This is a genomic window from Kitasatospora papulosa, from assembly GCF_000717245.1.
Classification (GTDB): Bacteria; Actinomycetota; Actinomycetes; order Streptomycetales; family Streptomycetaceae; genus Streptomyces; species Streptomyces papulosus.
Window position 1 is genome coordinate 156,398 of sequence record NZ_JNYQ01000012.1, and the last position, 20,276, is coordinate 176,673.

Consider the following 20,276-nt stretch of genomic DNA (forward strand, 5'->3'; position numbering starts at 1 on the left):
CCCCCATGCTGATCAGAGAAGCCACGGAGAAGGACTGGCCTTCCATCTGGCCGTTCTTCCGTACCATCGTCACGGCCGGGGAGACCTTCACGTACCCGACGGATCTCGAAGAGGACCAAGCGCAGGGCTGGTGGCTCCTCGAGGAACCGAACCGCACCGTCGTCGCGGTCGACGACACCGGAGCCGTTCTCGGCACGGCCAAGATGAACAGAAACCATATGGGGAACGGCTCGCACATCTCCAGTGCCAGCTACATGGTTGCCCCGGAGCACTCCGGCAAGGGCGTGGGCCGTTCCCTCTGCGAACACACCCTGGACTGGGCTCGGGAGGCGGGATATCGCGCCATGCAGTTCAACGCCGTGGTGGAGACGAACACGAACGCCGTGAAGCTGTACCGGTCTCTCGGATTCGAGATCATCGGAACCCTGCCCGAGGGATTTCGTCATCCCGAACACGGCTACGTGGGACTCCACATCATGCACAAGTCCCTTTGACGCGCCCTCACGCTCCGCGGCGTCCCACGGTGAGAACAATGGCTTCCAGCCATCCTGGAGTGTCCGTGATGTCCCAAGTAACGGTGATGTGTGTGTGGTTGATGTGTCGTTGATGTGTGGGGCGGGTGCGCTTCCCGCGGCAGGGGGCAGTACTGTGCGCCCCACCGCCATCTCAGCGGTGCACTCATATGGAGGACGAATTTCATGACCATACCCAGGAGATCGTGGCGTGGCGCGGGAGCATTCGCGGCCGCCGCGGTCGTCGGTCTGGCCGGTGGAGTCATCTCCGCCGCGCCGGCCGCAGCTCACACACCCACCTGGGCCGTGACCTGCTCCGAAGTGACGCTCAACCTGACGGCCTATTCGAGCAAGGCCACCAACGAGGTGACCGTGTCTGTCGTGGGCGGCGAGGATCTGCTCGCCACGACCGAGTTCGGCCGTGAGTACCACACCAAGACCCCGCTCCAGCTCCCGAAGCACGACAAGGAGCTGCAGGTCCGCCTGGTCGTCAAGGCCGGCGACGACGACAAGTACTCCTTCGAGCAGACGAAGACCGCTCCGGTGTGCGAGGACGACGAGACCCCGCCGCAGGAGACGCCTTCGGAAACGCCTTCGGAGACGCCTTCGGAGACCCCGAGCACGGAGCCGTCCGCCTCGGAGACCGCCGAGCCGAGCGCGGAGCCGAGTGAGACCGCCACGGAGGCAGCGCCTGCCCCCGCGGAGTCGAGCAGCAGCGCGCCGGACCTGGCCGAGACCGGTTCTTCGTCCGCCACGCCCGTCATCGGTGGAGCCGCTCTCGCGGTTCTGCTCGCAGGCGGCGGCATCCTCTGGTCCGTCCGCAAGCGCCGCGGCGTGCAGCACTGACGCGTCCGGACTCTCCGGCACGACGGTTCTGATACACCGGCGGGCCGGGAAGGGGGCGCACCGCACCGAATCCGGTGCGGTGCGCCCCCTGTCGCGTTCGACTCCTGCCCGTCCGGCCCGGGTGCCCTGCGACACGTGACCCCCGGCAGCAGTCGCAGCACGTGCTCAGGCGTCGGGGCCGATCTCGCACCAGACGGCCTTGCCCTCGCCGCGAGGCTCGATGCCCCAGCGTTCGGCGACCGCGTCCAGCAGGAGCAGACCACGCCCGGAGGTCGACGTCTCACCCGGAGTGCGCCGCCGCGGCCAGACACTCGAACGGTCCTGAACCGAAAGCCTGATGCGCCGAACAGGTTCCGGCAGGACCTCCAGTGTCAGCACCGCCCCGCCCTCCGTGTGGAGCAGCACGTTGACCAGCAACTCCCCGGTGACCGTCTCGGCGTCGTCGGCCAAGCCGGCGAGACCCCAGTCCGTGAGAGCCTGGCGCACGATCGCCCGGGCCTCGGAGAGCCCCTGCGGATCAGCCTGATGGATGTACTGGTGCAGCCGGGGAGCCTGAGGGGAGCCGAGATCCGGGCTGCGCCGCAGTACCAGCAGGGCCACGTCGTCGCCCGAACCCCACCGTTCCCACAGCCGGTCGGACAGGTGGTCCGCCAACGCCTCTGCCCCGTCGGGCCCTTCGCTCACCTCGTGGATCAGTGCCGCGACCCCCGCGTCGACGTCCGCGCCCGGCTCCTCGACGAGCCCGTCGGTGTACAGGACGAGGGTCTCGCCCGGCACCAGGTCGAGACGGGTCTCCGGATACTCCTCGTCCCCGAAGTCCGAGGAGATTCCCAGCGGCAGCCCCCCACGCACCTGAGGAACACCGACCCGGCCGTCGGTATGGCGGATCAGCGGCCCGAAATGCCCCGCGCGCGCCACCCGCACCTCTCCCGTGGCGAGATCCACCTGCGCGTACGTCGACGTGGCGAACCGGTCGGTGTCCAGTTCCGCGAGGAAGCGGGACGCCCGCGCCAGGACCGTGGCCGGTGGGTGGCCCTCGGCGGCGTACGCGCGCAGGGCGATCCGCAGCTGCCCCATGATCGCCGCGGCGTGGGTGTCGTGTCCCTGCACATCACCCACCGCGACGCCGATACGGCCCCGGGGCAGCGTGACCACGTCGTACCAGTCGCCGCCGACCTCGCGCCCGCTCCACGCGGAGTGGTAACGGACCGCGATCTCGCCGCCCTCGATCTCCTGGATCCGCCGGGGGAGCATGGCCGACTGGAGACCTGTGGCGAATTCGCGCTCCTCGTCGAAGAGGATCGCCCGCTGCAGCGACTGGGCCACGATCGCGGCCAGGCCCAGACACAGGATCCTCTCGTCCGCGCTGAAGGCCGTGCGTTCGCGGTAGAAGAGGGCGAGGCCGCCCAGGGGGCGAGCCTGAGCGATCAACGGGAGGTACGCCACCGCACGGAACTTCAGCTCCCCGATGTGCGGTTCGAGGGCCGGATAGCGCTGGACGAGTGCCCCGAGCGACGTGATGAACCGAGGGCGCCCGCTGAGGATCGTGTCACCGAGCGGAAGCGTCGCGTCCAGCCGTCCCGCCCCGAGGCCTGCCAGTACCTCCACCGAGTCCCCGCTCAGTGCGATGATCTTGAGCGCGGAGTTCTCCACCAGCCCCAGCGCGAGCCCGTCGGCGCCGATGCCGACCAGGCCCCCCGGACCGGTGAGCGCCGCGGTGACGTCGTCCACGGTCACCGCGCGTGACATCGCCGTCGTGGTGCGTTCGACGATGCTCGTCTGACGCCGGCGCCGCTTTTCCAGATCCAGCACGAAGGCCGAATGGGTGACCTCGGCCGTCGCGTCCCGCACCACACCGATGACCCGGTGTGCCCGGCCGTCCTCGGACCGCAGGATCCGTGCCTGGACGTGCGTCCACTGGTGGGTCCCGTCCTCCATGGGCATCTGGAAGTGGACGCTGTAGGAGTTGCTCCCGTCGGCCACCGCCTCGTCGATGGTGGTCTCCAGGCGGGCCCGGTCCGCGGGGTCCAGTCGGTCGATCACGGCCGAGGGGGAGGCGTCGAAAGTCGCGGGATCCAGGCCGAAGACCATCAGCCCCGCATCGTCGACGTCCACGGTCCGGGCGTCCAGATCCCACTCGAAGCTGCCGGTCCGGTTCAGGGCAAGGCGTTCCACCGTCCCCGTCTCGCCGGCGCGATGCCGTTCGAGCGGGAGCCGCGACAACGCGTCGCCGTCTGCTCGCCGTGAAGAGTCGGTCATGCGTGCTCCGGAGGTCGTCCGGCGGGGCTGCTGGGCGCCGCGGCCCGTAGAAGTCAATTGTCGAGCCCGCGATGCGGGAGTGCCACAGCGATATCTGCGGGAGACCCGGCTCCGGCGCCCCGCGACACCCGTCGCAGAATGGCACCGAGAGATCGTCCACGGCTGACCGGAGCGCACACATGAACGATGACGAGCCCGTCCTGCTGCACACCGAGGGTCACATCCTCCACCTCACCCTCAACCGGCCGCGGGCCCTGAACGCACTGACCCACACCATGGTGCGCGGCATCGACGAAGCGCTCGTCCGGGCCGCGGACGACGACGCGGTCACCGCCGTCGTGATCGACGGAGCCGGCGGTCGAGGACTCTGCGCGGGCGGCGACATCCGCTCGATCTACGAGGACGCCCGCGCGGGCCGCAGCGCCTCCGTGGACTTCTGGCGCGACGAGTACCGGCTCAACGCCCGCATCGCCCGCTTCCCCAAGCCGTACGTGGCGCTCATGGATGGCATCGTGATGGGCGGCGGGGTAGGCGTGTCGGCCCACGGCGACGTGCGCGTCGTCACCGAGCGTTCACGTGTCGCGATGCCCGAGACGGCGATCGGCTTCGTACCCGACGTGGGCGGCACCCATCTGCTGGCCGCGGCCCCGGGGGAGCTCGGCACCCACCTCGCGCTCACCGGCCGGACGGTCGGCGCCGCCGACGCCGTCCTGTGCGGGCTGGCCGACCACTTCGTCCCGTCGCAGCACCTCGCCGACCTCGTCACCGAGCTGGCACGGAGTGCGACACCCACCGAGGTGCAGGAGACCGTGCGGCGGTACGCGACCACCGCACCCGAAGGGGAACTGGCCGCGCAGCGCACATGGATCGACGAATGCTACGCCGCCGACACCGTCGAGGAGATCATCGACCGGCTGTCCAACAGCGGTGTGACGGCCGCGAAGGAGACGGCCGCCGCGCTGCTCACCGCCTCACCCACGGCGCTCAAGGTCACGCTGGCCGCCGTACGCCGGGCCGCGCGGCTCGGCAGTCTCGAAGCCGTCCTCGACCAGGAGTTCCGCGTCTCCTGCCGGGCCTTCACCGGACATGACCTCACGGAGGGCGTACGCGCACGGATCATCGACAAGGACCGCACACCGCGGTGGAGCCCGGCGGAGATCCATGAGGTGACCGCTGCTGAGGTCGCCCGGCACTTCGAGCCGCTCGGGGACCGGGAACTGGGCCTGTTCACGAGCTGAACCCCCGGTCGGAGCACGGCACGGGCATACCGAAGCGCCCGGTCCGCCCCAAGGACGCCGCCCCGTCCCGTGCTCCGGCCGTGCACGAGGGCCCCCTCGGACCGCCGTCCTCGTCGGTTGCGCCGCCGGGCCCGCCTACGCCCGTGCCGTCAGACGGTCCTCCGCCCGGTCCCACGCCGCGGTGTCCCCCCGGGGCGCGTAGTGGCGGAGCTCCTGGGTGCGGGCGACCAGTCCCCGCATCTCCGTCAACCCGCCGACCAGCCCGTGGGCCCGCGCCTGGAGCAGTACGTTCCCGAGCGCGGTGGCCTCGGCGGGCCCCGCCGTGACCGGCAAACCGGTCGCGTCGGCCGTCCACTGGCACAGCAGTTCGTTCCGCGAACCGCCGCCGACCAGATGGACGCGGGTCAGCTCGCGGCCTGCCAGCCCGGCGGCCCGGCGCAGCGTCCTGCGATGCGCCAGCGCCAGGCTCTCCAGCACGCACCGGACATAGCCGCCGGGCCCGTCCGGGACCTGCTGCCCGGTCCGGACCAGTGCGGCGTCGATGCGGGACGGCATGTCGCCCGGCGCCAGGAACACCGGGTCGTCCGGGTCGATCACGGCGGCGAACGGCCGGACGCGCGCCGCGTCCCAGAACAGGGATTCGAGATCGGTCGCCACGCCGTCGCGCTCCCAGGTGCGCCTGCACTCCTCCAGCAGCCACATCCCCATGATGTTGCGGAGAAAGCGCACCGTGCCGTCCACACCGCGCTCGTTGGTGAAGTTGGCCGCCCTCGACTCCTCCGTCAGCACCGGCGTGTCCAGTTCGAGACCGGCCAACGACCAGGTTCCGCAGGACACATACGCGAACCCCGGCCCGGTCGCCGGGACCGCGGCCACGGCCGACGCGGTGTCGTGCGAGGCGACCGTCGTCACCGGAGTGTCCGCCGGGAGACCGGTGAACTCCGCGACGTGCGGAAGGAGGGTGCCGGCCGGCGCACCCGGTTCGCGGAGGGCAGGGAACAGGGAGCGTTCCAGCCCCAGCCGTCCCATCAGCGCGTCGGACCACTCACCGGTGCGCGCGTCGAAGAGCCCTGTCGTCGACGCGTTGGTCACTTCGGCTCCCACCGTGCCCGTCAGCCAGTACACCAGCAGATCGGGCATCATCAGCAGGGTCCGCGCCGCAGACCACTGCGCGGTGGAACGATGGGCCTCCAGTTGGAAGACGGTGTTGAACGGAAGGTGCTGCAGCCCGCCGACGCCGTACAGCTCCTGCGCGTCGCAGCGGGCCAGGACCGCCTCGGCGGCGGCGGCGTTACGTGCGTCGCGGTAGTGGAAGGGCAGCCCGAGGAGCGACCCGTCGGCATCCAGGAGGCCGTAGTCCACGGCCCAGGTGTCGATGCCCACCGACGTCACAGGGCCGCCGCGCGCCGCCACCCGCAGCCCGTCCAGCATGCCCTGGTACAGAGCGAGTACGTCCCAGTGGAGTCCGTCGGGCAGGTGCACGGGCGTAGTGGCGAAGCGGTGCGCCTCGGTCAGCACCAGTTCGTCGGGGCCGACCCGCCCGGTGATCACCCGGCCGCTGGTGGCGCCCAGGTCCACCGCGGCGAAGGCCGCGTCGTGTCGTGAAGTCGCAGGCATGGGAACTCTCATCCGATCAGGGCGAAGCCGCGCCCCGGTCATGCGCGGAACGGCGTCCGGGGTGCGGCAGGGTGGTGCACGGTCAGCGCAGGAAGGCCGCGGCCACACCGGCGTCGACGGGGATGTGGAGACCGGTGGTGTGTGTGAGATCCCCGCCCGTCAGGGCGAAGACGGCGTTGGCGACGTGCTCCGGGAGCACCTCGCGCTTGAGGATGGTGCGCTGGGCGTAGAACTCGCCCAGCTTCTCCTCCTCGATGCCGTAGGTCGCCGCGCGCTGGGCTCCCCAGCCGGCCGCGAAGATGCCGGAACCGCGCACCACACCGTCCGGGTTGACCCCGTTGACCCGTATACCGTGCTCGCCCAGCTCGGCCGCCAGGAGGCGTACCTGATGAGCCTGGTCGGCCTTGGTCGCCGAGTAGGCGATGTTGTTCGGGCCCGCGAAGACGGCGTTCTTGGACGTGATGTAGACGATGTCGCCGCCCAGGCGCTGTGCCCGCATCACCCGCGCCGCCTCGCGCGAGACCAGGAACGAACCGCGCGCCATGATGTCGTGCTGAAGGTCCCAGTCCCGGGCCGAGGTCTCGAGCAGGGGCTTCGAGATGGAGATACCGGCGTTGTTCACGACCAGGTCCACCCCTCCGAACGCGACCGCGGCGGCCTTGAACGCCTCTGCGATCTGCTCCTCGGACGTGACGTCGACGGTCACCGCGACGGCCTTGTCCGGACCGCCGAGCTCCTCGGCGACTGCCGCCGCGGTCTCCGTGTTCAGGTCCGCGACGACGACACACGCGCCTTCCCCGACGAGGCGGTGGGCGATGGCCCTGCCGATGCCCGACCCGGCGCCGGTGACCAGCGCGACCCGGGTGGCCAGCGCCTTCGGCCTCGGCATCCGCCGCAGTTTGGCCTCCTCCAGTTCCCAGTACTCGATGCGGAACTTCTCCGACTCCTCGATCGGCGCGTACGTGGACACGGCCTCGGCGCCGCGCATCACGTTGATCGCGTTGAGGTAGAACTCCCCGGCGACACGCGCGGTCTGCTTGTCCTTACCGAACGAGAACATGCCGACACCCGGCACCAGCACGATCGCCGGGTCCGCTCCGCGCATCGCGGGGGAGTCCGGTGCGGCATGACGCTCGTAGTAGGAGCGGTACGCCTCCCGGTACTCCTCGTGCAGCACCCCGAGCCGGGCCACCGCCTCCTCCAGCGGTGCGTCCGCCGGCAGGTCGAGGACCAGGGGGCTGACCTTGGTCCTGAGGAAGTGGTCGGGACAGGACGTGCCGAGCGCGGCGAGGCGGGGGTGCTCGGCACGGGCGAGGAAGTCCAGCACGGGAGCCGCGTCGGTGAAGTGCCCCACCTGCGGGCGGTCCTCCGACGCCAGACCGCGGATCACCGGGGCGAGCGCGGCGGCCCGTTCCAGCCGCGCCTCCCGGTCCAGCGCCTCCCTGCCGGGAAGGACGGCGCCGAAGGGCTCGGCCTTTCCACGCTCCTCCAGGAACGTCTCCGCGGTCCGGATCATCCAGAGGGCGTTGCGCTCGCACTCCTCCGAGGTGTCGCCCCACGCGGTGATGCCGTGGCCGCCGAGGATCACGCCGACCGCCTGGGGATTCCGCTCCTTGACGGCCGCGATGTCGAGTCCCAGCTGGAAGCCGGGCCGGCGCCAGCCGACCCAGGCGACCTGGTCGCCGAAGCACTCGGCGGTCAGCTTCTCACCGTCGGCCGCGCACGCCAGCGCGATCCCCGAGTCCGGGTGCAGATGGTCGACGTGCGTGGCCTCGACGAGCGCGTGCATCGCGGTGTCGATCGACGGGGCCGCGCCTCCTTTGCCGTGCAGGCAGTAGTCGAAGGCGGAGACCATCTCGTCCTCGCGGTCCACCCCCGGGTACACGTCTTTGAGCGCCCGTACCCGGTCCAGCCGGAGCACGGCGAGACCGGCCTCGGTCAGCGTCCCGAGGTCCCCGCCCGAGCCCTTGACCCAGAGGAGCTCGGCCTCTCCACCGGTGACCGGATCGGCCGCCGTCGCCTTGGCCGAGGCGTTGCCGCCGGCGTAGTTCGTGTTGCGGGGGTCGGAGCCGATCCGGTGGGCGCGCTCCAGGAGCGCGGCGACTTCGGCGTGCGTCGCGGACGTCATGAGTGTTCCTTCGCGAGGAGTGAGGGACGGGCGGGTGCGGCTGGACGTACGGAGGCGGGGGAGCGGGACTCAGGCGCCCCAGCCCGCCTGCTCGCCGCCGACGCGGTCGGCGGCGATGCGCTCCTGGTTGCCGGAGGCGAGGTAGGCGGCGAACGGGTCCGGGGCCAGGCCGAGTTCCTCGCGGACCGCGGCCAGCAGCGGCCGTACGTCCGTGTTGAAGGCGTCCATCAGCACCCCGTTGGCAGCGAGGACGTCACCGGAGAGCTGGGCCGCGGCCAGCGCCTCGGCGTCGATCAGCAGTGCCTTGGCGGTCGCTTCCTGGACGTTGGTGACCGAGCGGATGACGGCCGGGATCTTCGCCTCGATGTTGTGGCACTGGTCGAGCATGAAGTTCACGCCGGTCTCGCTCTTCAGCCCGCCGTTCTTGACCACCTCGTGCATGATCCGGAACAGCTGGAACGGGTCGGCGGCTCCCGCCATCAGGTCGTCGTCGGCGTAGAAGCGGGAGTTGAAGTCGAACGCGCCGAGCTTCCCCTCGCGCAGCAGGAAGGCCACGATGAACTCGATGTTGGTCCCGGGCGCGTGATGTCCGGTGTCGACGACGACCTGGGCCTTCGGCCCCAGCTTGAGGCAGTGGGCGTACGAGGTGCCCCAGTCCGGGACGTCGGTGGTGTAGAAGGCCGGCTCGAAGAGCTTGTACTCCAGCAGCATCCGCTGGTCGTCGCCGAGCCGTTCGTAGACCTCGGCCAGAGCCTCGGCCAGACGGTCCTGGCGGCCCGCTATGTCGTCCTGGCCCGGGTAGTTGGTGCCGTCCGAGAACCACAGCTTCAGGTCGGGGGAGCCGGTGGCGTCCATGATGTCGACACACTCGAGCAGATGATCGGTGGCCTTGCGGCGGACCTTCGGGTCCGGGTGGGTGACCGAGCCCAGCTTGAAGTCCTCGTCCTGGAAGACGTTGGAGTTGATCGCGCCGACCCGCAGTCCGAGCTCCTCGGCGTACCGGGTCAGTGCCGTGTAGTCCTCCACTCTGTCCCACGGGATGTGCAGCGACACCTTGGGAGCGACGCCGGTGTGGGCGTGCACCTGCGCCGCGTCCGCCAGCTTCTCGAAGGGGTTGCGCGGGACACCGGGCTGGGCGAAGACCTTGAAGCGGGTTCCGGAGTTGCCGTAACCCCAGGAGGGCGTCTCGATGACCTGAGACTTCAGAGCTGCCTTGACGGCCGACACATCAGACATGAACACCTCGTAAGCAGAGTCATCCGGCGACCGGTCACGATCGGGATGTGAAACGTTTCATCCAGGACGTACGCTAGATTTGGGCGACGCTGCTCGTCAAGCAGCTGGTCAGGTTACTTCTCGGTTTGAATCAATTCACCACATCGTGGCGGACAGCTTCCCAGCGACTTGTCCGCGGTGGCATGTGACCAAAAGGTCACCTATTTTGGGTGTATGGACGCTGTGTTCAAAGCCCTGGCCGATCCGACACGACGCCGCCTGCTCGACGAGCTGTTCCGCGACGACGGACAGACACTGGGTGCGCTGGAGGCCCGCTTCGCGATGACGCGGTTCGCGGTCATGAAGCACCTCAAGCAGCTGGAGGCGGCGGGGCTGGTCGTCACGCGACGGCGGGGGCGGGAGAAGCTGCACTTCCTGAACCCGGTGCCCATCCGGCTTGTCCACGACCGGTGGGTGAGCAAGTACGCCGAGCCCTGGGCAGCCGGGCTCGGCGATCTCAAGAGCCGACTGGAGAATCCCATGGAGAAGGTCTTCGAGATCTACATCCGTACCACTCCCGAGCGTCTCTGGGAGGCGATCACCGACCCCGAGATCAGGAGCAAGTACAACTTCGGCGCCCGTGTCGTCTCGGACTGGACCGAGGGCTCACGCTTCGAGATGGGCGCTCCCGGTGCCGCCGGCCCGCTGGGCGAGGGCAAGAACCTGGAGGTCGATCCGCCGCACAGGCTCGTACAGAGCATGGTGGCGCTCTGGAGCGACGACGTGAGGAACGAAGGGGCGACCCGCATCACCTGGGAGATCGAGCAGGTCGCGGACTCCTGCAGGCTGACCGTCACCCACGACGAGCTCCGCGACGGCGCCCACGAGGAGCTGTACGGCGGATGGCCGATGATCCTCTCCGGGCTCAAGACCTGGCTGGAGACAGGGGAACTGCTCACCACCCCCGGCTCGCTCATGTACGGCGACCAGTGACCGGAGTGCCGGCGTGACGGGCTCGCCCGAAAGGCCGCCCGTCACGCGGGCGCACGGAACCCGTCAGCGATCGGAGCCCGTCAGGGTCGGCTGAAGTTGCCGCACGAGAGCGAAGAACCGGTCCTCGTTGCCCGTCAGACCGGCGCTCCGCAGAGCCTCGTCGGCCTCCTCCATCGGCGAGGCCAGCACGGACATGTACAGCGGCGCCACGTCCGGGTCGGCGAGGGCGGCGCGGGTGGCGGCCATCAGACGGATGTACGCCTGAGCCGCGGTGATTTCGGCTTGGTGCATCTCAGCATCTCCCGGTCAGAGGTGTCGGACCGTCAAGCATTCCTCACGGGTCTGACAGTGAGTTCACGAACGGGCCGAGGGCGGCGCCTCGACCTCGAGGAAGCGCCGTCGCCGCGGTCCGCGGTACGACAGCGCCGTCCAGCCCAGCCGCCGCAGGACGGTGACACACCGGCCCAGTGCCTCCTCCTCGTCGTGCGCCGCTCCGCTGCCCGGTGGTCCGGCCCACTCGACCCGCACCGAACCCGGGGCCTCACCGTCACACACGCGGTAGCCCGAGGCGACGCGTTCACCGGACGTGCCGACCGCGGAAGCGGGAATCCCCGCCGCCTCCAGGGCCAACGCCACGGCCCGGAGGGGCCGGTTCAGCTCCCACGGGGCCGGGACGCCTTCGGGATCCGCGAGATCCGCACGGGTCAGGCGTCTGATCTGCAGCATCCCCTCGAAGGCGGTCCGCACCTCCGCGGCCCGCACCTCGGCGTCTGCCGGGTTCTCGGGACCGTCGCCGGTGGCGGGCTCGAACCCTCTCTCCTGCTGCGACGCACTCACGTCCCGTCCCCTTCCTCACCGTGCCGAGTTCCGCGGTCAAGTGTGCGCCCGGCCACTGACAGCGGCCGCCCTGTGGCCGTACCGCGCGCCCGTAAACTTGGCCGGTACCGCACAGAGGAGGACCAGGCACGTGCCCGACCACGATCCGACCGCCCCGGCAGATCTGCGCGCCGACTGCGCCAACTGCTTCGGACTCTGCTGTGTCGCCCTGACGCTGACGGCCTCGGCGGACTTCGCGATCGACAAGGACGCGGGCACTCCGTGCCCCAACCTCGCCGACGACTTCCGCTGCGGCATTCATGCCCGGCTGCGCACCGAGGGCTTCACCGGCTGCACCGTGTACGACTGCTTCGGCGCGGGCCAGAAGGTCTCCCAGGAAACCTACGGGGGGCGGGACTGGCGGTCCGCCCCGGACACGGCGCGCCAGATGTTCCAGGTCTTCCCCGTCATGCGACAGCTTCACGAACTGCTGCGGTACCTCACCGAGGCGCTCACCCTGCCGGCCGCCGAGCGCCTGTACGCAGACCTCCGCGACGTCCTCGCCACCACCGAACACCTCACCCGTCTGCCTGCCGGCGAACTGGCGGACCTGGACGTGTCCGCGCACCGGGACAGGGTCGCCTCGCTGCTCCTGCGCGCCGGTGAACTCGAACGCGCCACCGTTCGACGGCGCGACACCCGCAGCCGGCGGGGAGCCGATCTCATCGGGGCCTCGCTCAAGGGCGCCGACCTGCGCGGGGCCGAACTCCGCGGGGCCTACCTCATCGCCGCCGATCTGCGCGGAGCCGACCTCCGCCGGGCGGAACTCATCGGCGCCGACTTCCGTGACGCGGATCTGTCCGACGCGGATCTCAGCGGTGCTCTCTTCCTCACGCAGGCCCAGGTGAACGCGGCGAGAGGCAACGCCGCCACGAAGCTGCCGGATTCCCTCACCCGGCCTCCGCACTGGGCGGCGGACAGGCCCGGCACCGCCTGAAGCCGCCGGACTCCAGCCGGCGGCAACGGGGGCGACGACCCGGCAACCTTTCGCGTCCCGGCTGCCACTGCAATCCGACCCCCGCTCAACTCTCCCGGAGGGACGGTCGGATGAGCCGATCAGCCGTGAACAGCACCACCACCCGCAGGCGCTTTCTCCTCGGTGCCGCCGGCGCGCTCACCGCCGGTGTCGCAGGCACGCTGGGTGCTCCCGGCAGCGCCTCTGCCACCGGGCGAACGCCGACAGCCGCGGGGACCCTCTACATCGCGAGCGACTCCACCGCGCAGTCGTACAGCTCGGGGTACTACCCGCAGGCCGGCTGGGGCCAGAAACTGTCGTCGTACTTCACCTCCGCCGTCACCGTCGCCAACCGTGCCATCGGCGGGCGGAGTTCGCGGTCCTTCATCGAGCAGGGCCGGCTGGCCGCGATCCACGCGGTGATCAGGCCCGGCGACTACCTGTTCGTGCAGTTCGGGCACAACGACGCCACCGTCGGCAACGCAGAACGGTACACACCGCCCGCCGACTACAAGGAGTACCTGCGCAACGACTACATCCGCGCCACCCGTGCGCTGGGCGCCACCCCCGTCGTGGTGACGCCCGTGTCGCGCCGCTCGTACGACGCGTCCACCGGGAAGTTCAACGTCTCCTTCCCCGCCTACGTGGACGCCGCGAAGGCCGTGGCGCGGGAGGAGAACGCGCCCCTGGTCGACCTCTCGGCGGCCAGCCGCTCCTACCTCGACAGGACAGGGGTGGAGGCGTCCAAGGGGATCTTTCTGTGGCTGGACGCCGGGCAGTACCCCAATTTCCCCGGCGGCGTGCAGGACAACACCCACTTCCAGGAGCGGGGCGCCGCCGAGATGGCCCGGCTGGTCTCCCGCTCCGTTGCAGGTCTGGGGCTGCCGCTCTCGGGTGAGGTGGTGCCGACGGCCGCGCGCTGACCGCTCCGCACGGCGGGCGCGGCGGGACGGACGAGACCTCGGACGCCGGGCGCGCCGGGTGCCCCAGCCGGTCCGCTCCACCGCACGGGCCCCGAGCCTCGGCCCCGTCTCACGCCCCGCCCACGCCCGGACCGCCCTCCACGCGGACGTCCTCCGAGCCGTCTGCCTCCAGCACCGCCTTGAGACGTTCCAGCGTCGTGCGGATGTTCCGCCGCTGGAACTCGGCGAACGTGTGCCCCCGCGTCGCGACCCGGTCGAAGGCGTTTGCCACGAAATCGGGCCACGACCGCCGGTTGTCCGTCCAGGTCTCCGTGACACGGGTGAAACCGTCGACCGACTCGAACCGGTACTCCCACAGTGCGATCGCCCCGGGCAGGAGCGGGCGGCGCGCCCCGATCGCGTGCACACGAAAAGCGAACCGCTCACCCGGATCGGCCGCCGTCACCGTGCACTTCGTCGTCCACCGGAAGGAGCCCCGCTTGTTGCGCCCCTCGAAAACCATGCCTACATGAGCACCCCGGTGCTCCCCGAGCACCCTCGCGCCCCTGTTCTCCGGACTCCAGCGTCCCATCGCGGTGGGGTCGCTCAGCTCCCGGTACACGGCCGACGGCGCCATACGGATGAGGATGCTGTCCGAAACGGACATCGTGCGAGGCATCAGAGGTCTCCCTGCCCCGGCCGGCCGGGGCGTCTCCCGCAGGCCGGGCGGATCATCTGCGAACGGTTGGCGATACTGGTGCGTTGGACAGTGTGTCGTACACGCAACACCGTCCAGGACACCGGGCCCGAGCGCGCACATGCCGCCACACCGCGCCGTGCCGCACCCCGTCCGGGGCGCGGCACGGCACCGGTCAGGCGCGCCAGTCGGCGGTGCGCTCGGGGGACGCGTCCGCCAGGGCCTTCGTGATGGTCACGGCGTCACCCCGGTTCCCGTACACCGGCGTCCCCGGCTGCTGGCGCCAGGACTCGTCGATGCCGCCCGCGTCGACGGTGTCGAAGCCCAGCTCGTCGATCAGGTCACGGACCGCCTGCTTGGCCGCCGGGTCGTCACCGGCCACCGGAAGGGCCTGCCGTCCAGGCGTGCCCGGCGGGGTGCCCTTGTCCAGGATGTCCTGGGCATACGTCCCGTTGAACGCCTTCACCACGGCACGCCCGATCTGCTGCTCGGTCCAGCGGCTCTCCGTCAGCCCGTCCTCGATCGCGGGAATACGTCCGTCACGCTGCTGCGGGTAGTAGTTCCCGGTGTCGATGACGGCGACGTCGTCCGCCGCTCCGTCGAGAAGGCCCGAGGGGAGGTCAGGGACGGCCTTGAGAGGCACGGTCACCACGACGATCCGGGCCCCCTTGGCCGCTTCCGACGCCGTGACCGCCGTCGCCCCGGTCTCCTCGGCCAGCGCCTTCAGCGTCTCGGGACCGCGCGAGTTCGCGACGGAGACGTCGTGACCCAGCGCCGTGAGGCGCCGGACGAGATTGCCGCCGATGTTGCCTGCTCCGATGATGCCGATCTTCATGAATCCGACCTTCCGATGCGGAGTTCCTCGACTGAAAGGGTCTCGCCGGATCACCAACCCCGGGGGCGCGGACACTATTCCGGGTGCCGAATCGATTCTGTGGCAGTCCGGCGGATGCCGGGGATCCCGGTGGGCAGGTATGGGTGTGTCAAACGGAACCACAAGGCCCCACCCGGAGGTGGTGTCCGTGCTGCACGGCATCGATGTCAGCGCCTATCAGACGGAATTCGACACGGACGGTCTGGACTTCGTCTTCGTCAAGGCCACCGAGGGCCGCTCCTACGTCAATCCACGGCTGAGAAGCCAGGTGAAACGCGTCCGGGACGCCGAGTGCGTCGTCGGCTTCTACCACTTTCTCTGGCCGGGACACGCCAAGGATCAGGCGGAGTACTTCGTGGAGAGGACTCCGGACAAGGAGGGCGACCTCCTCGCGGTCGACTGGGAGAGGACGGGGGAGGGCACGCGCGCGAGCAGCGCGGACAAGGACCGCTTCATCCGGGAGGTGAAGAGGCTGAGGCCGCATCGCCGCGTCCTGCTCTACTGCAACCGCTCCTTCTGGGTCGGCCACGACACCAGTTCCTACGTCGGCGACGGGCTCTGGATCGCCGACTACGGCAAAGCGGCCGCACCGCGGATCGACGCCGACTGGCGTATCCACCAGTACACCGACGACCCCCTCGACAAGAACGTCGCCGACTTCCCGTCACGTGAGGCGCTGCGCGCCTGGGCCGAGGCCTGAGCCCGGCAGGACAGCCCGGCAGGACAGCCCGTGGACGGGTGCCCGGAACGGTGGTGCGCCCGTCAACACGGGCAGTACACCCTTCCGCCAGTGGAGTGTCCTTTGCCAGCCACTGGTGCAGTGCGCACGGAGATGACCTGCGGTACCGCCGCGGGGAGTCCATCCTGGTCGCCGAGTCAGCAACCGGCCGTCGACCGAAGGAGTGCCGCAGTGACGACGAGGGGTCCCGCAGTATCGGCGGAAGCCGATGACGCCTACCAGGACGAACTGCCTGTACGGCGTCGGCAGCCGGGCAACGTGGTCATCACGTGGCTGACCACCACCGACCACAAGACGATCGGCACGCTGTATCTGGGCACCTCATTCGCCTTCTTCATGCTCGGGGGTGTCCTGGCACTCGTCATGCGAGCCGAGCTGGCCCGTCCCGGTACGCAGATCGTCTCGAACGAGCAGTACAACCAGGCCTTCACGATGCACGGCACGATCATGCTGCTGATGTTCGCGACGCCGCTGTTCGCGGGGTTCGCGAACTGGATCATGCCGCTGCAGATCGGCGCGCCCGACGTCGCGTTCCCGCGGCTGAACATGTTCGCGTACTGGCTGTACCTCTTCGGCTCGCTGATCGCGGTGGCGGGCTTCCTCACCCCGCAGGGCGCCGCCGACTTCGGCTGGTTCGCCTACTCGCCGCTCACCGACGCGGTTCGGTCCCCAGGCGTGGGGGGCGACCTCTGGATCATGGGTCTGGCCTTCTCCGGCTTCGGCACGATCCTCGGTTCGGTCAACTTCATCACCACGATCATCTGCATGCGCGCGCCCGGCATGACCATGTTCCGTATGCCGATCTTCACCTGGAACGTCCTGCTGACCGGTGTCCTGGTCCTGCTGGCCTTCCCGGTTCTGGCGGCGGCACTGCTCGCCCTGGAGGCCGACCGCAAATTCGGTGCGCAGGTGTTCAACGCCTCCAACGGCGGCGCACTGCTCTGGCAGCACCTCTTCTGGTTCTTCGGCCATCCGGAGGTGTACATCATCGCGCTGCCGTTCTTCGGCATCGTTTCCGAGATCATTCCGGTGTTCAGCCGTAAGCCGATCTTCGGTTATGTCGGGCTGGTCGCCGCGACGATCGCCATCGCCGGCCTTTCGGTGACGGTGTGGGCGCACCACATGTATGTCACCGGTGGGGTGCTGCTGCCGTTCTTCTCGTTCATGACGTTCCTCATCGCTGTGCCGACCGGGGTGAAGTTCTTCAACTGGATCGGCACGATGTGGAAGGGTTCGCTGTCCTTCGAGACACCGATGCTCTGGTCGGTGGGCTTCCTCGTCACGTTCCTCTTCGGTGGTCTGACCGGCGTGATCCTGGCCTCGCCGCCGCTGGACTTCCACGTCTCCGACTCGTACTTCGTCGTCGCGCACTTCCACTACGTGGTCTTCGGGACCGTGGTCTTCGCGATGTTCGCCGGATTCCACTTCTGGTGGCCGAAGTTCACCGGCAAGATGCTGGACGAGCGGCTCGGGAAGATCACCTTCTGGACGGTCGACGACCCCTGGGGCTACGGCCGCTCGCTCGAATGGGCGACGTCGTGCCCGCCGCCCCGGCACAACTTCCTGACGCTCCCTCGTATCCGCTCGGAATCGCCGGCCTTCGACCTGCACTACCCCTCGATCCGCGCCCTCGAGGATGCGACGAACCGTCCTCACGAGTCCGTCACCGTGGCTCCCGGGGACAAGCAGGAATAGGCCGCAGACCAACGGTTCGAGGAGAGGAGGACCGCATGGAGCCGGACAAGGAGAGCGCCCGGGGCCTGGCTCAGGTGGAGGGCTACCTGCTCTGGAACGCCGAGGTCGAGGAGGCCCGCCGGCAGGCCCGAAGTTTCACGGGCTCCCTGCCCTGGCTGACCACCGCGCAGCGTGAGGACGTCGAGCGCGTCTACGTGGCGGACCGGGTGGAGCTCTGCCGGGACACGCTGACCAGGATCGCCGGACGCGCGGTGGAACTCCGGGGCGAGTACACGGAACGGTACGAGCGGCTGAGGGCCCGCTGCGTCGCGCTGTCCGTCCTGACCGTCGCCGGGATGGGCGGTGCCTGCGCCTTCCTGGCGCTGGTCAGCCGCTGACCCCTGGTTCCTGACCCGTGCACCATGGACCGTCGTCCGGGTGTACGGGTCAGTGTCGTACCAGGCAGAACGGATGCCCGGCGGGATCGGCGAAGACACGCCAGCTCCGGCGACCGTCGCCCTCGTCCAGCACGGTCGCCCCGAGGGCGACCACCTGCTCGTGCGCACGGTCGAGATCGGGTACCGCGAAGTCCAGGTGGAACTGCTGGGGCTGGGCGGGATCCGGCCACAGCGGAGGGCGGTACTCCGGGACACGCTGGAAGCAGAACACCTGCCCGGCCGGGGTGTGTACCGTCGCCCAGTCCTCACCGCGTGCCCAGCGTCCGTCCGGCCGGTCGGTCTCCCCGCCCAGCACGGCTGCGTAGAACCTGGCCAGACCGGCCGGGTCGGCGCAGTCCAGCACGACACACTCCAGTTCGGCGATCATGAACCGCATCCTAGGGGCCGGTCCGCGACAGGCGCTCAGCCGACGGGAACCGCCCGTGCCCGGTCGAGTTCCGACAGATGCGCGGCGAGCACTTCGGCGTGCGCCGCCGGCAGCCCGGCAGCCCGGTGCCCGAGCTCCACCGCACACGCCGTCGTCGTGTCGATGAGCTGTTCCAAGGCGCCGGCGACCCCTTCGGATCCGGCTGAGTGCCGGGAGACCGACGGGAGTTCGGCCGCCGACAGATCGATGGCCGTACGGGCCTTCGCCAGTGACCTGTAGGCGTCGCGGCGGAGTGCTCCTCCCAGCGCCTTGTCCTCCGGGGCGTCCAGGACATGTCCCAGGTAGCGGTGCGCCGCCCCCACCGCCGTGTCGAGAGCCGCCCGGACGCCGTGGCCACGCCGTCCCGGCAGGGGGAGATGGCCTGTCAGCAACACCGTCCCGCAGGCGAGGAGGGACTCCACGACCCGGGCCCAGGAGGCGGCCGGCTCACCGCCCAGCAGGACGAGGGACAGCACGAGCACGGTGACCACCGCGGTCTGCAGAGCGAAGTGACGGGTCGCCACCGGAAGGAGGGCGCCGCAGAGTGCCACCGTCGCGACGAGGGCGGAGGGGCCGGACGACAGCACGCCCAGGACACCGAAGACCGCGGCGCCCGCCACGGTTCCCACCGCCCGGCACACCACCCGTGAGGCGAGCGGTCCCAGATCGGGCTTGACGAGGAAGACGGTGGTCGCGGGGAGCCAGTACCAGTGCTCATGGTGCAGCCACTGCGCCAGGACCGTACTCGCCGCGCAGCTCACCGCGACCCGCAGGCCGTACTCGAGCCCCGCCGCGCTCCAGGCCCGGCGCAGAACGGACGTGCCCGGGCGTCCGGGGCGCTCTCCCGGGGGCACCCGGGCGGGACGGTCGAACACCGCCGCGGCACGGAGCAGGGCATCGTCCAGAGCCCGCAGTCCGGCGTCCGTCCCGGCCGGCGCCGGGAGGGGCCCGCAGGGCACTCCGGACCGTACGGCGGCCGCCAGCCTGCGCGGCCCTTCCGAAAACCTGACAGGCAGCGTGACGCCGGCCCAGGCCAATGCGGTCGCCGCCTCTGCCAGGGGAAGAGCCGCCGCGTACCGGGCGTGGAGCCGGCGCTCCGCCGCGGAACCGGCACGGCGCCGCAGCCGTGGGCCCGACAGAGCATCCTGGGCCTGGTCGAGCGTGGCGCTCAGCGCGGTCCGCCCCGCCCGGGCCCCCGGGCTGCCCGCGGCCAGCAGGAGCCCCGCCACGGCTTCGTAGACCGCGGCCACGGCCTCGCGTTCCCCGTCGAGCGCGTACGGTCCGCTGCGGCGCCCACCCGGCGAGGGCAGGACCAGCCGGAGCAGGAGGAGCCACCCCGCACCGGCCAGGAACAGCAGTGCGCGCACCGGACCGGGCTCCGGCAACGGCATGCCGGCCCCGATCACGACCGCGACGAGCACCTGGGTGCCGCACGCGGACGCGACCGGCCCCGTCGAGCTGATCGCCCCGGCACCCAGCCCCAGCAGTCCGAACACGAGCGGCACGACGACGAGGGAGCGGCCGTCGCCGACCGTCTCCGCGACTACCGATCCGCAGAGCAGACCGGCCGAGCCCGCCAGAGCCGGCAGACCCAGCCGGGCGACCGAGGCCCGGCGGCTGCCGGGCCGGTCGTTGATGCCGGCCAGCATCGCGCCCAGCGCCGCGGGAACACCGGCGGTCGGCCGCTCGGCGAGCACCGACAGCAGCAGTGGCACGGCGGCCAGCGCGCCCCGCAGCACGGCGCTCCACGGGACGGGGCCGCGCTGGGCACGCAGGACGTGCGCGAGCCAGGGAGGAAACCGAGTGGCGGGAAATGGGGGCGTGGGCACCGTGCTCCAGTCCGCTGGGGGAGGACGACTGTCGCCTGCGGACGCCTTCGGCCTGGGC

Annotated in this window: 19 protein-coding genes; 9 read left to right on the forward strand and 10 right to left on the reverse strand. The window is 70.3% G+C overall.

What is annotated here, in order from left to right; genetic code table 11:
* Nucleotides 1-5: 5 nt before the first annotated feature.
* Nucleotides 6-494, forward strand: a complete 489-nt coding sequence (locus IA22_RS0126385; protein WP_030125058.1) for a GNAT family N-acetyltransferase — start codon at nt 6-8, stop codon at nt 492-494.
* Nucleotides 495-698: 204 nt separating this feature from the next.
* Nucleotides 699-1,358 carry an LAETG motif-containing sortase-dependent surface protein gene (locus IA22_RS0126390; RefSeq protein WP_014152372.1) on the forward strand — a complete coding sequence of 220 codons (660 nt, stop codon included), beginning with the start codon at nt 699-701 and terminating at the stop codon, nt 1,356-1,358.
* A gap of 165 nt (nt 1,359-1,523) precedes the next feature.
* On the opposite strand, the gene IA22_RS0126395 is transcribed toward IA22_RS0126390, so the two are convergent.
* Nucleotides 1,524-3,617, reverse strand: a complete 2,094-nt coding sequence (locus IA22_RS0126395) for a SpoIIE family protein phosphatase (RefSeq protein ID WP_030125059.1) — start codon at nt 3,615-3,617, stop codon at nt 1,524-1,526.
* A gap of 179 nt (nt 3,618-3,796) precedes the next feature.
* Between IA22_RS0126395 and IA22_RS0126400 the strand changes: the two genes are divergently transcribed.
* Nucleotides 3,797-4,855, forward strand: coding sequence for an enoyl-CoA hydratase/isomerase family protein (locus IA22_RS0126400; RefSeq protein ID WP_014152370.1), 1,059 nt, complete (start codon nt 3,797-3,799; stop codon nt 4,853-4,855).
* A gap of 135 nt (nt 4,856-4,990) precedes the next feature.
* Here IA22_RS0126400 and IA22_RS0126405 read toward each other — a convergent pair whose 3' ends face one another.
* From IA22_RS0126405 to rhaI, 3 genes are all read right to left on the reverse strand, one after another.
* Nucleotides 4,991-6,472, reverse strand: coding sequence for a rhamnulokinase (locus IA22_RS0126405; RefSeq protein ID WP_030125060.1), 1,482 nt, complete (start codon nt 6,470-6,472; stop codon nt 4,991-4,993).
* An 82-nt stretch (nt 6,473-6,554) separates the two neighbouring features.
* Nucleotides 6,555-8,600 carry a bifunctional rhamnulose-1-phosphate aldolase/short-chain dehydrogenase gene (locus IA22_RS0126410; protein ID WP_014152368.1) on the reverse strand — a complete coding sequence of 682 codons (2,046 nt, stop codon included), beginning with the start codon at nt 8,598-8,600 and terminating at the stop codon, nt 6,555-6,557.
* 69 nt (nt 8,601-8,669) lie between these two features.
* Nucleotides 8,670-9,836, reverse strand: a complete 1,167-nt coding sequence (rhaI, locus tag IA22_RS0126415; RefSeq protein ID WP_030125061.1) for an L-rhamnose isomerase — start codon at nt 9,834-9,836, stop codon at nt 8,670-8,672.
* 213 nt (nt 9,837-10,049) lie between these two features.
* Between rhaI and IA22_RS0126420 the strand changes: the two genes are divergently transcribed.
* Nucleotides 10,050-10,808, forward strand: coding sequence for an ArsR/SmtB family transcription factor (locus IA22_RS0126420; RefSeq protein ID WP_014152366.1), 759 nt, complete (start codon nt 10,050-10,052; stop codon nt 10,806-10,808).
* 63 nt (nt 10,809-10,871) lie between these two features.
* On the opposite strand, the gene IA22_RS0126425 is transcribed toward IA22_RS0126420, so the two are convergent.
* On the reverse strand, nt 10,872-11,099 hold the full coding sequence (locus tag IA22_RS0126425) for a hypothetical protein (RefSeq protein ID WP_014152365.1): 228 nt from the start codon (nt 11,097-11,099) through the stop codon (nt 10,872-10,874).
* Between the two features lie 63 nt (nt 11,100-11,162).
* Complete coding sequence (locus tag IA22_RS0126430; protein WP_030125062.1) at nt 11,163-11,645, reverse strand: hypothetical protein; 483 nt, start codon at nt 11,643-11,645, stop codon at nt 11,163-11,165.
* Nucleotides 11,646-11,775: 130 nt separating this feature from the next.
* Here IA22_RS0126430 and IA22_RS0126435 point away from each other — a divergent pair, with 130 nt between their 5' ends.
* Both IA22_RS0126435 and IA22_RS0126440 read left to right on the forward strand, forming a co-directional pair.
* Entirely contained in the window at nt 11,776-12,621 is an 846-nt protein-coding gene (locus IA22_RS0126435) for a pentapeptide repeat-containing protein (protein WP_030125063.1), read from the forward strand.
* A gap of 110 nt (nt 12,622-12,731) precedes the next feature.
* Nucleotides 12,732-13,562, forward strand: a complete 831-nt coding sequence (locus IA22_RS0126440) for a rhamnogalacturonan acetylesterase (RefSeq protein WP_015580132.1) — start codon at nt 12,732-12,734, stop codon at nt 13,560-13,562.
* Between the two features lie 109 nt (nt 13,563-13,671).
* On the opposite strand, the gene IA22_RS0126445 is transcribed toward IA22_RS0126440, so the two are convergent.
* Nucleotides 13,672-14,220, reverse strand: a complete 549-nt coding sequence (locus IA22_RS0126445) for an SRPBCC family protein (RefSeq protein WP_015580133.1) — start codon at nt 14,218-14,220, stop codon at nt 13,672-13,674.
* 193 nt (nt 14,221-14,413) lie between these two features.
* Nucleotides 14,414-15,274 carry an NADPH-dependent F420 reductase gene (locus IA22_RS0126450; protein WP_258395878.1) on the reverse strand — a complete coding sequence of 287 codons (861 nt, stop codon included), beginning with the start codon at nt 15,272-15,274 and terminating at the stop codon, nt 14,414-14,416.
* Here IA22_RS0126450 and IA22_RS0126455 point away from each other — a divergent pair.
* The 3 genes from IA22_RS0126455 to IA22_RS0126465 all read left to right on the forward strand — a co-directional run bounded on the left by IA22_RS0126455 (nt 15,261) and on the right by IA22_RS0126465 (nt 17,923).
* Entirely contained in the window at nt 15,261-15,812 is a 552-nt protein-coding gene (locus IA22_RS0126455; protein WP_014152359.1) for a glycoside hydrolase family 25 protein, read from the forward strand. The two genes, IA22_RS0126450 and IA22_RS0126455, sit on opposite strands and share 14 nt — an antisense overlap.
* A 210-nt stretch (nt 15,813-16,022) precedes the next feature.
* Nucleotides 16,023-17,546 carry a cytochrome c oxidase subunit I gene (locus IA22_RS0126460; RefSeq protein WP_030125065.1) on the forward strand — a complete coding sequence of 508 codons (1,524 nt, stop codon included), beginning with the start codon at nt 16,023-16,025 and terminating at the stop codon, nt 17,544-17,546.
* Between the two features lie 35 nt (nt 17,547-17,581).
* The gene (locus tag IA22_RS0126465) at nt 17,582-17,923 is read left to right on the forward strand and encodes a hypothetical protein (RefSeq protein ID WP_014152357.1); all 342 of its coding nucleotides are present in this window, start codon (nt 17,582-17,584) and stop codon (nt 17,921-17,923) included.
* A 49-nt stretch (nt 17,924-17,972) separates the two neighbouring features.
* Here the strand turns inward: IA22_RS0126465 and IA22_RS0126470 are convergent, their stop codons facing one another.
* Together IA22_RS0126470 and IA22_RS0126475 are read right to left on the reverse strand one after the other, a co-directional pair.
* Entirely contained in the window at nt 17,973-18,350 is a 378-nt protein-coding gene (locus IA22_RS0126470; protein WP_030125066.1) for a VOC family protein, read from the reverse strand.
* A 35-nt stretch (nt 18,351-18,385) separates the two neighbouring features.
* Nucleotides 18,386-20,128, reverse strand: a complete 1,743-nt coding sequence (locus IA22_RS0126475) for an FUSC family protein (RefSeq protein WP_030125067.1) — start codon at nt 20,126-20,128, stop codon at nt 18,386-18,388.
* Nucleotides 20,129-20,276: the final 148 nt, after the last annotated feature.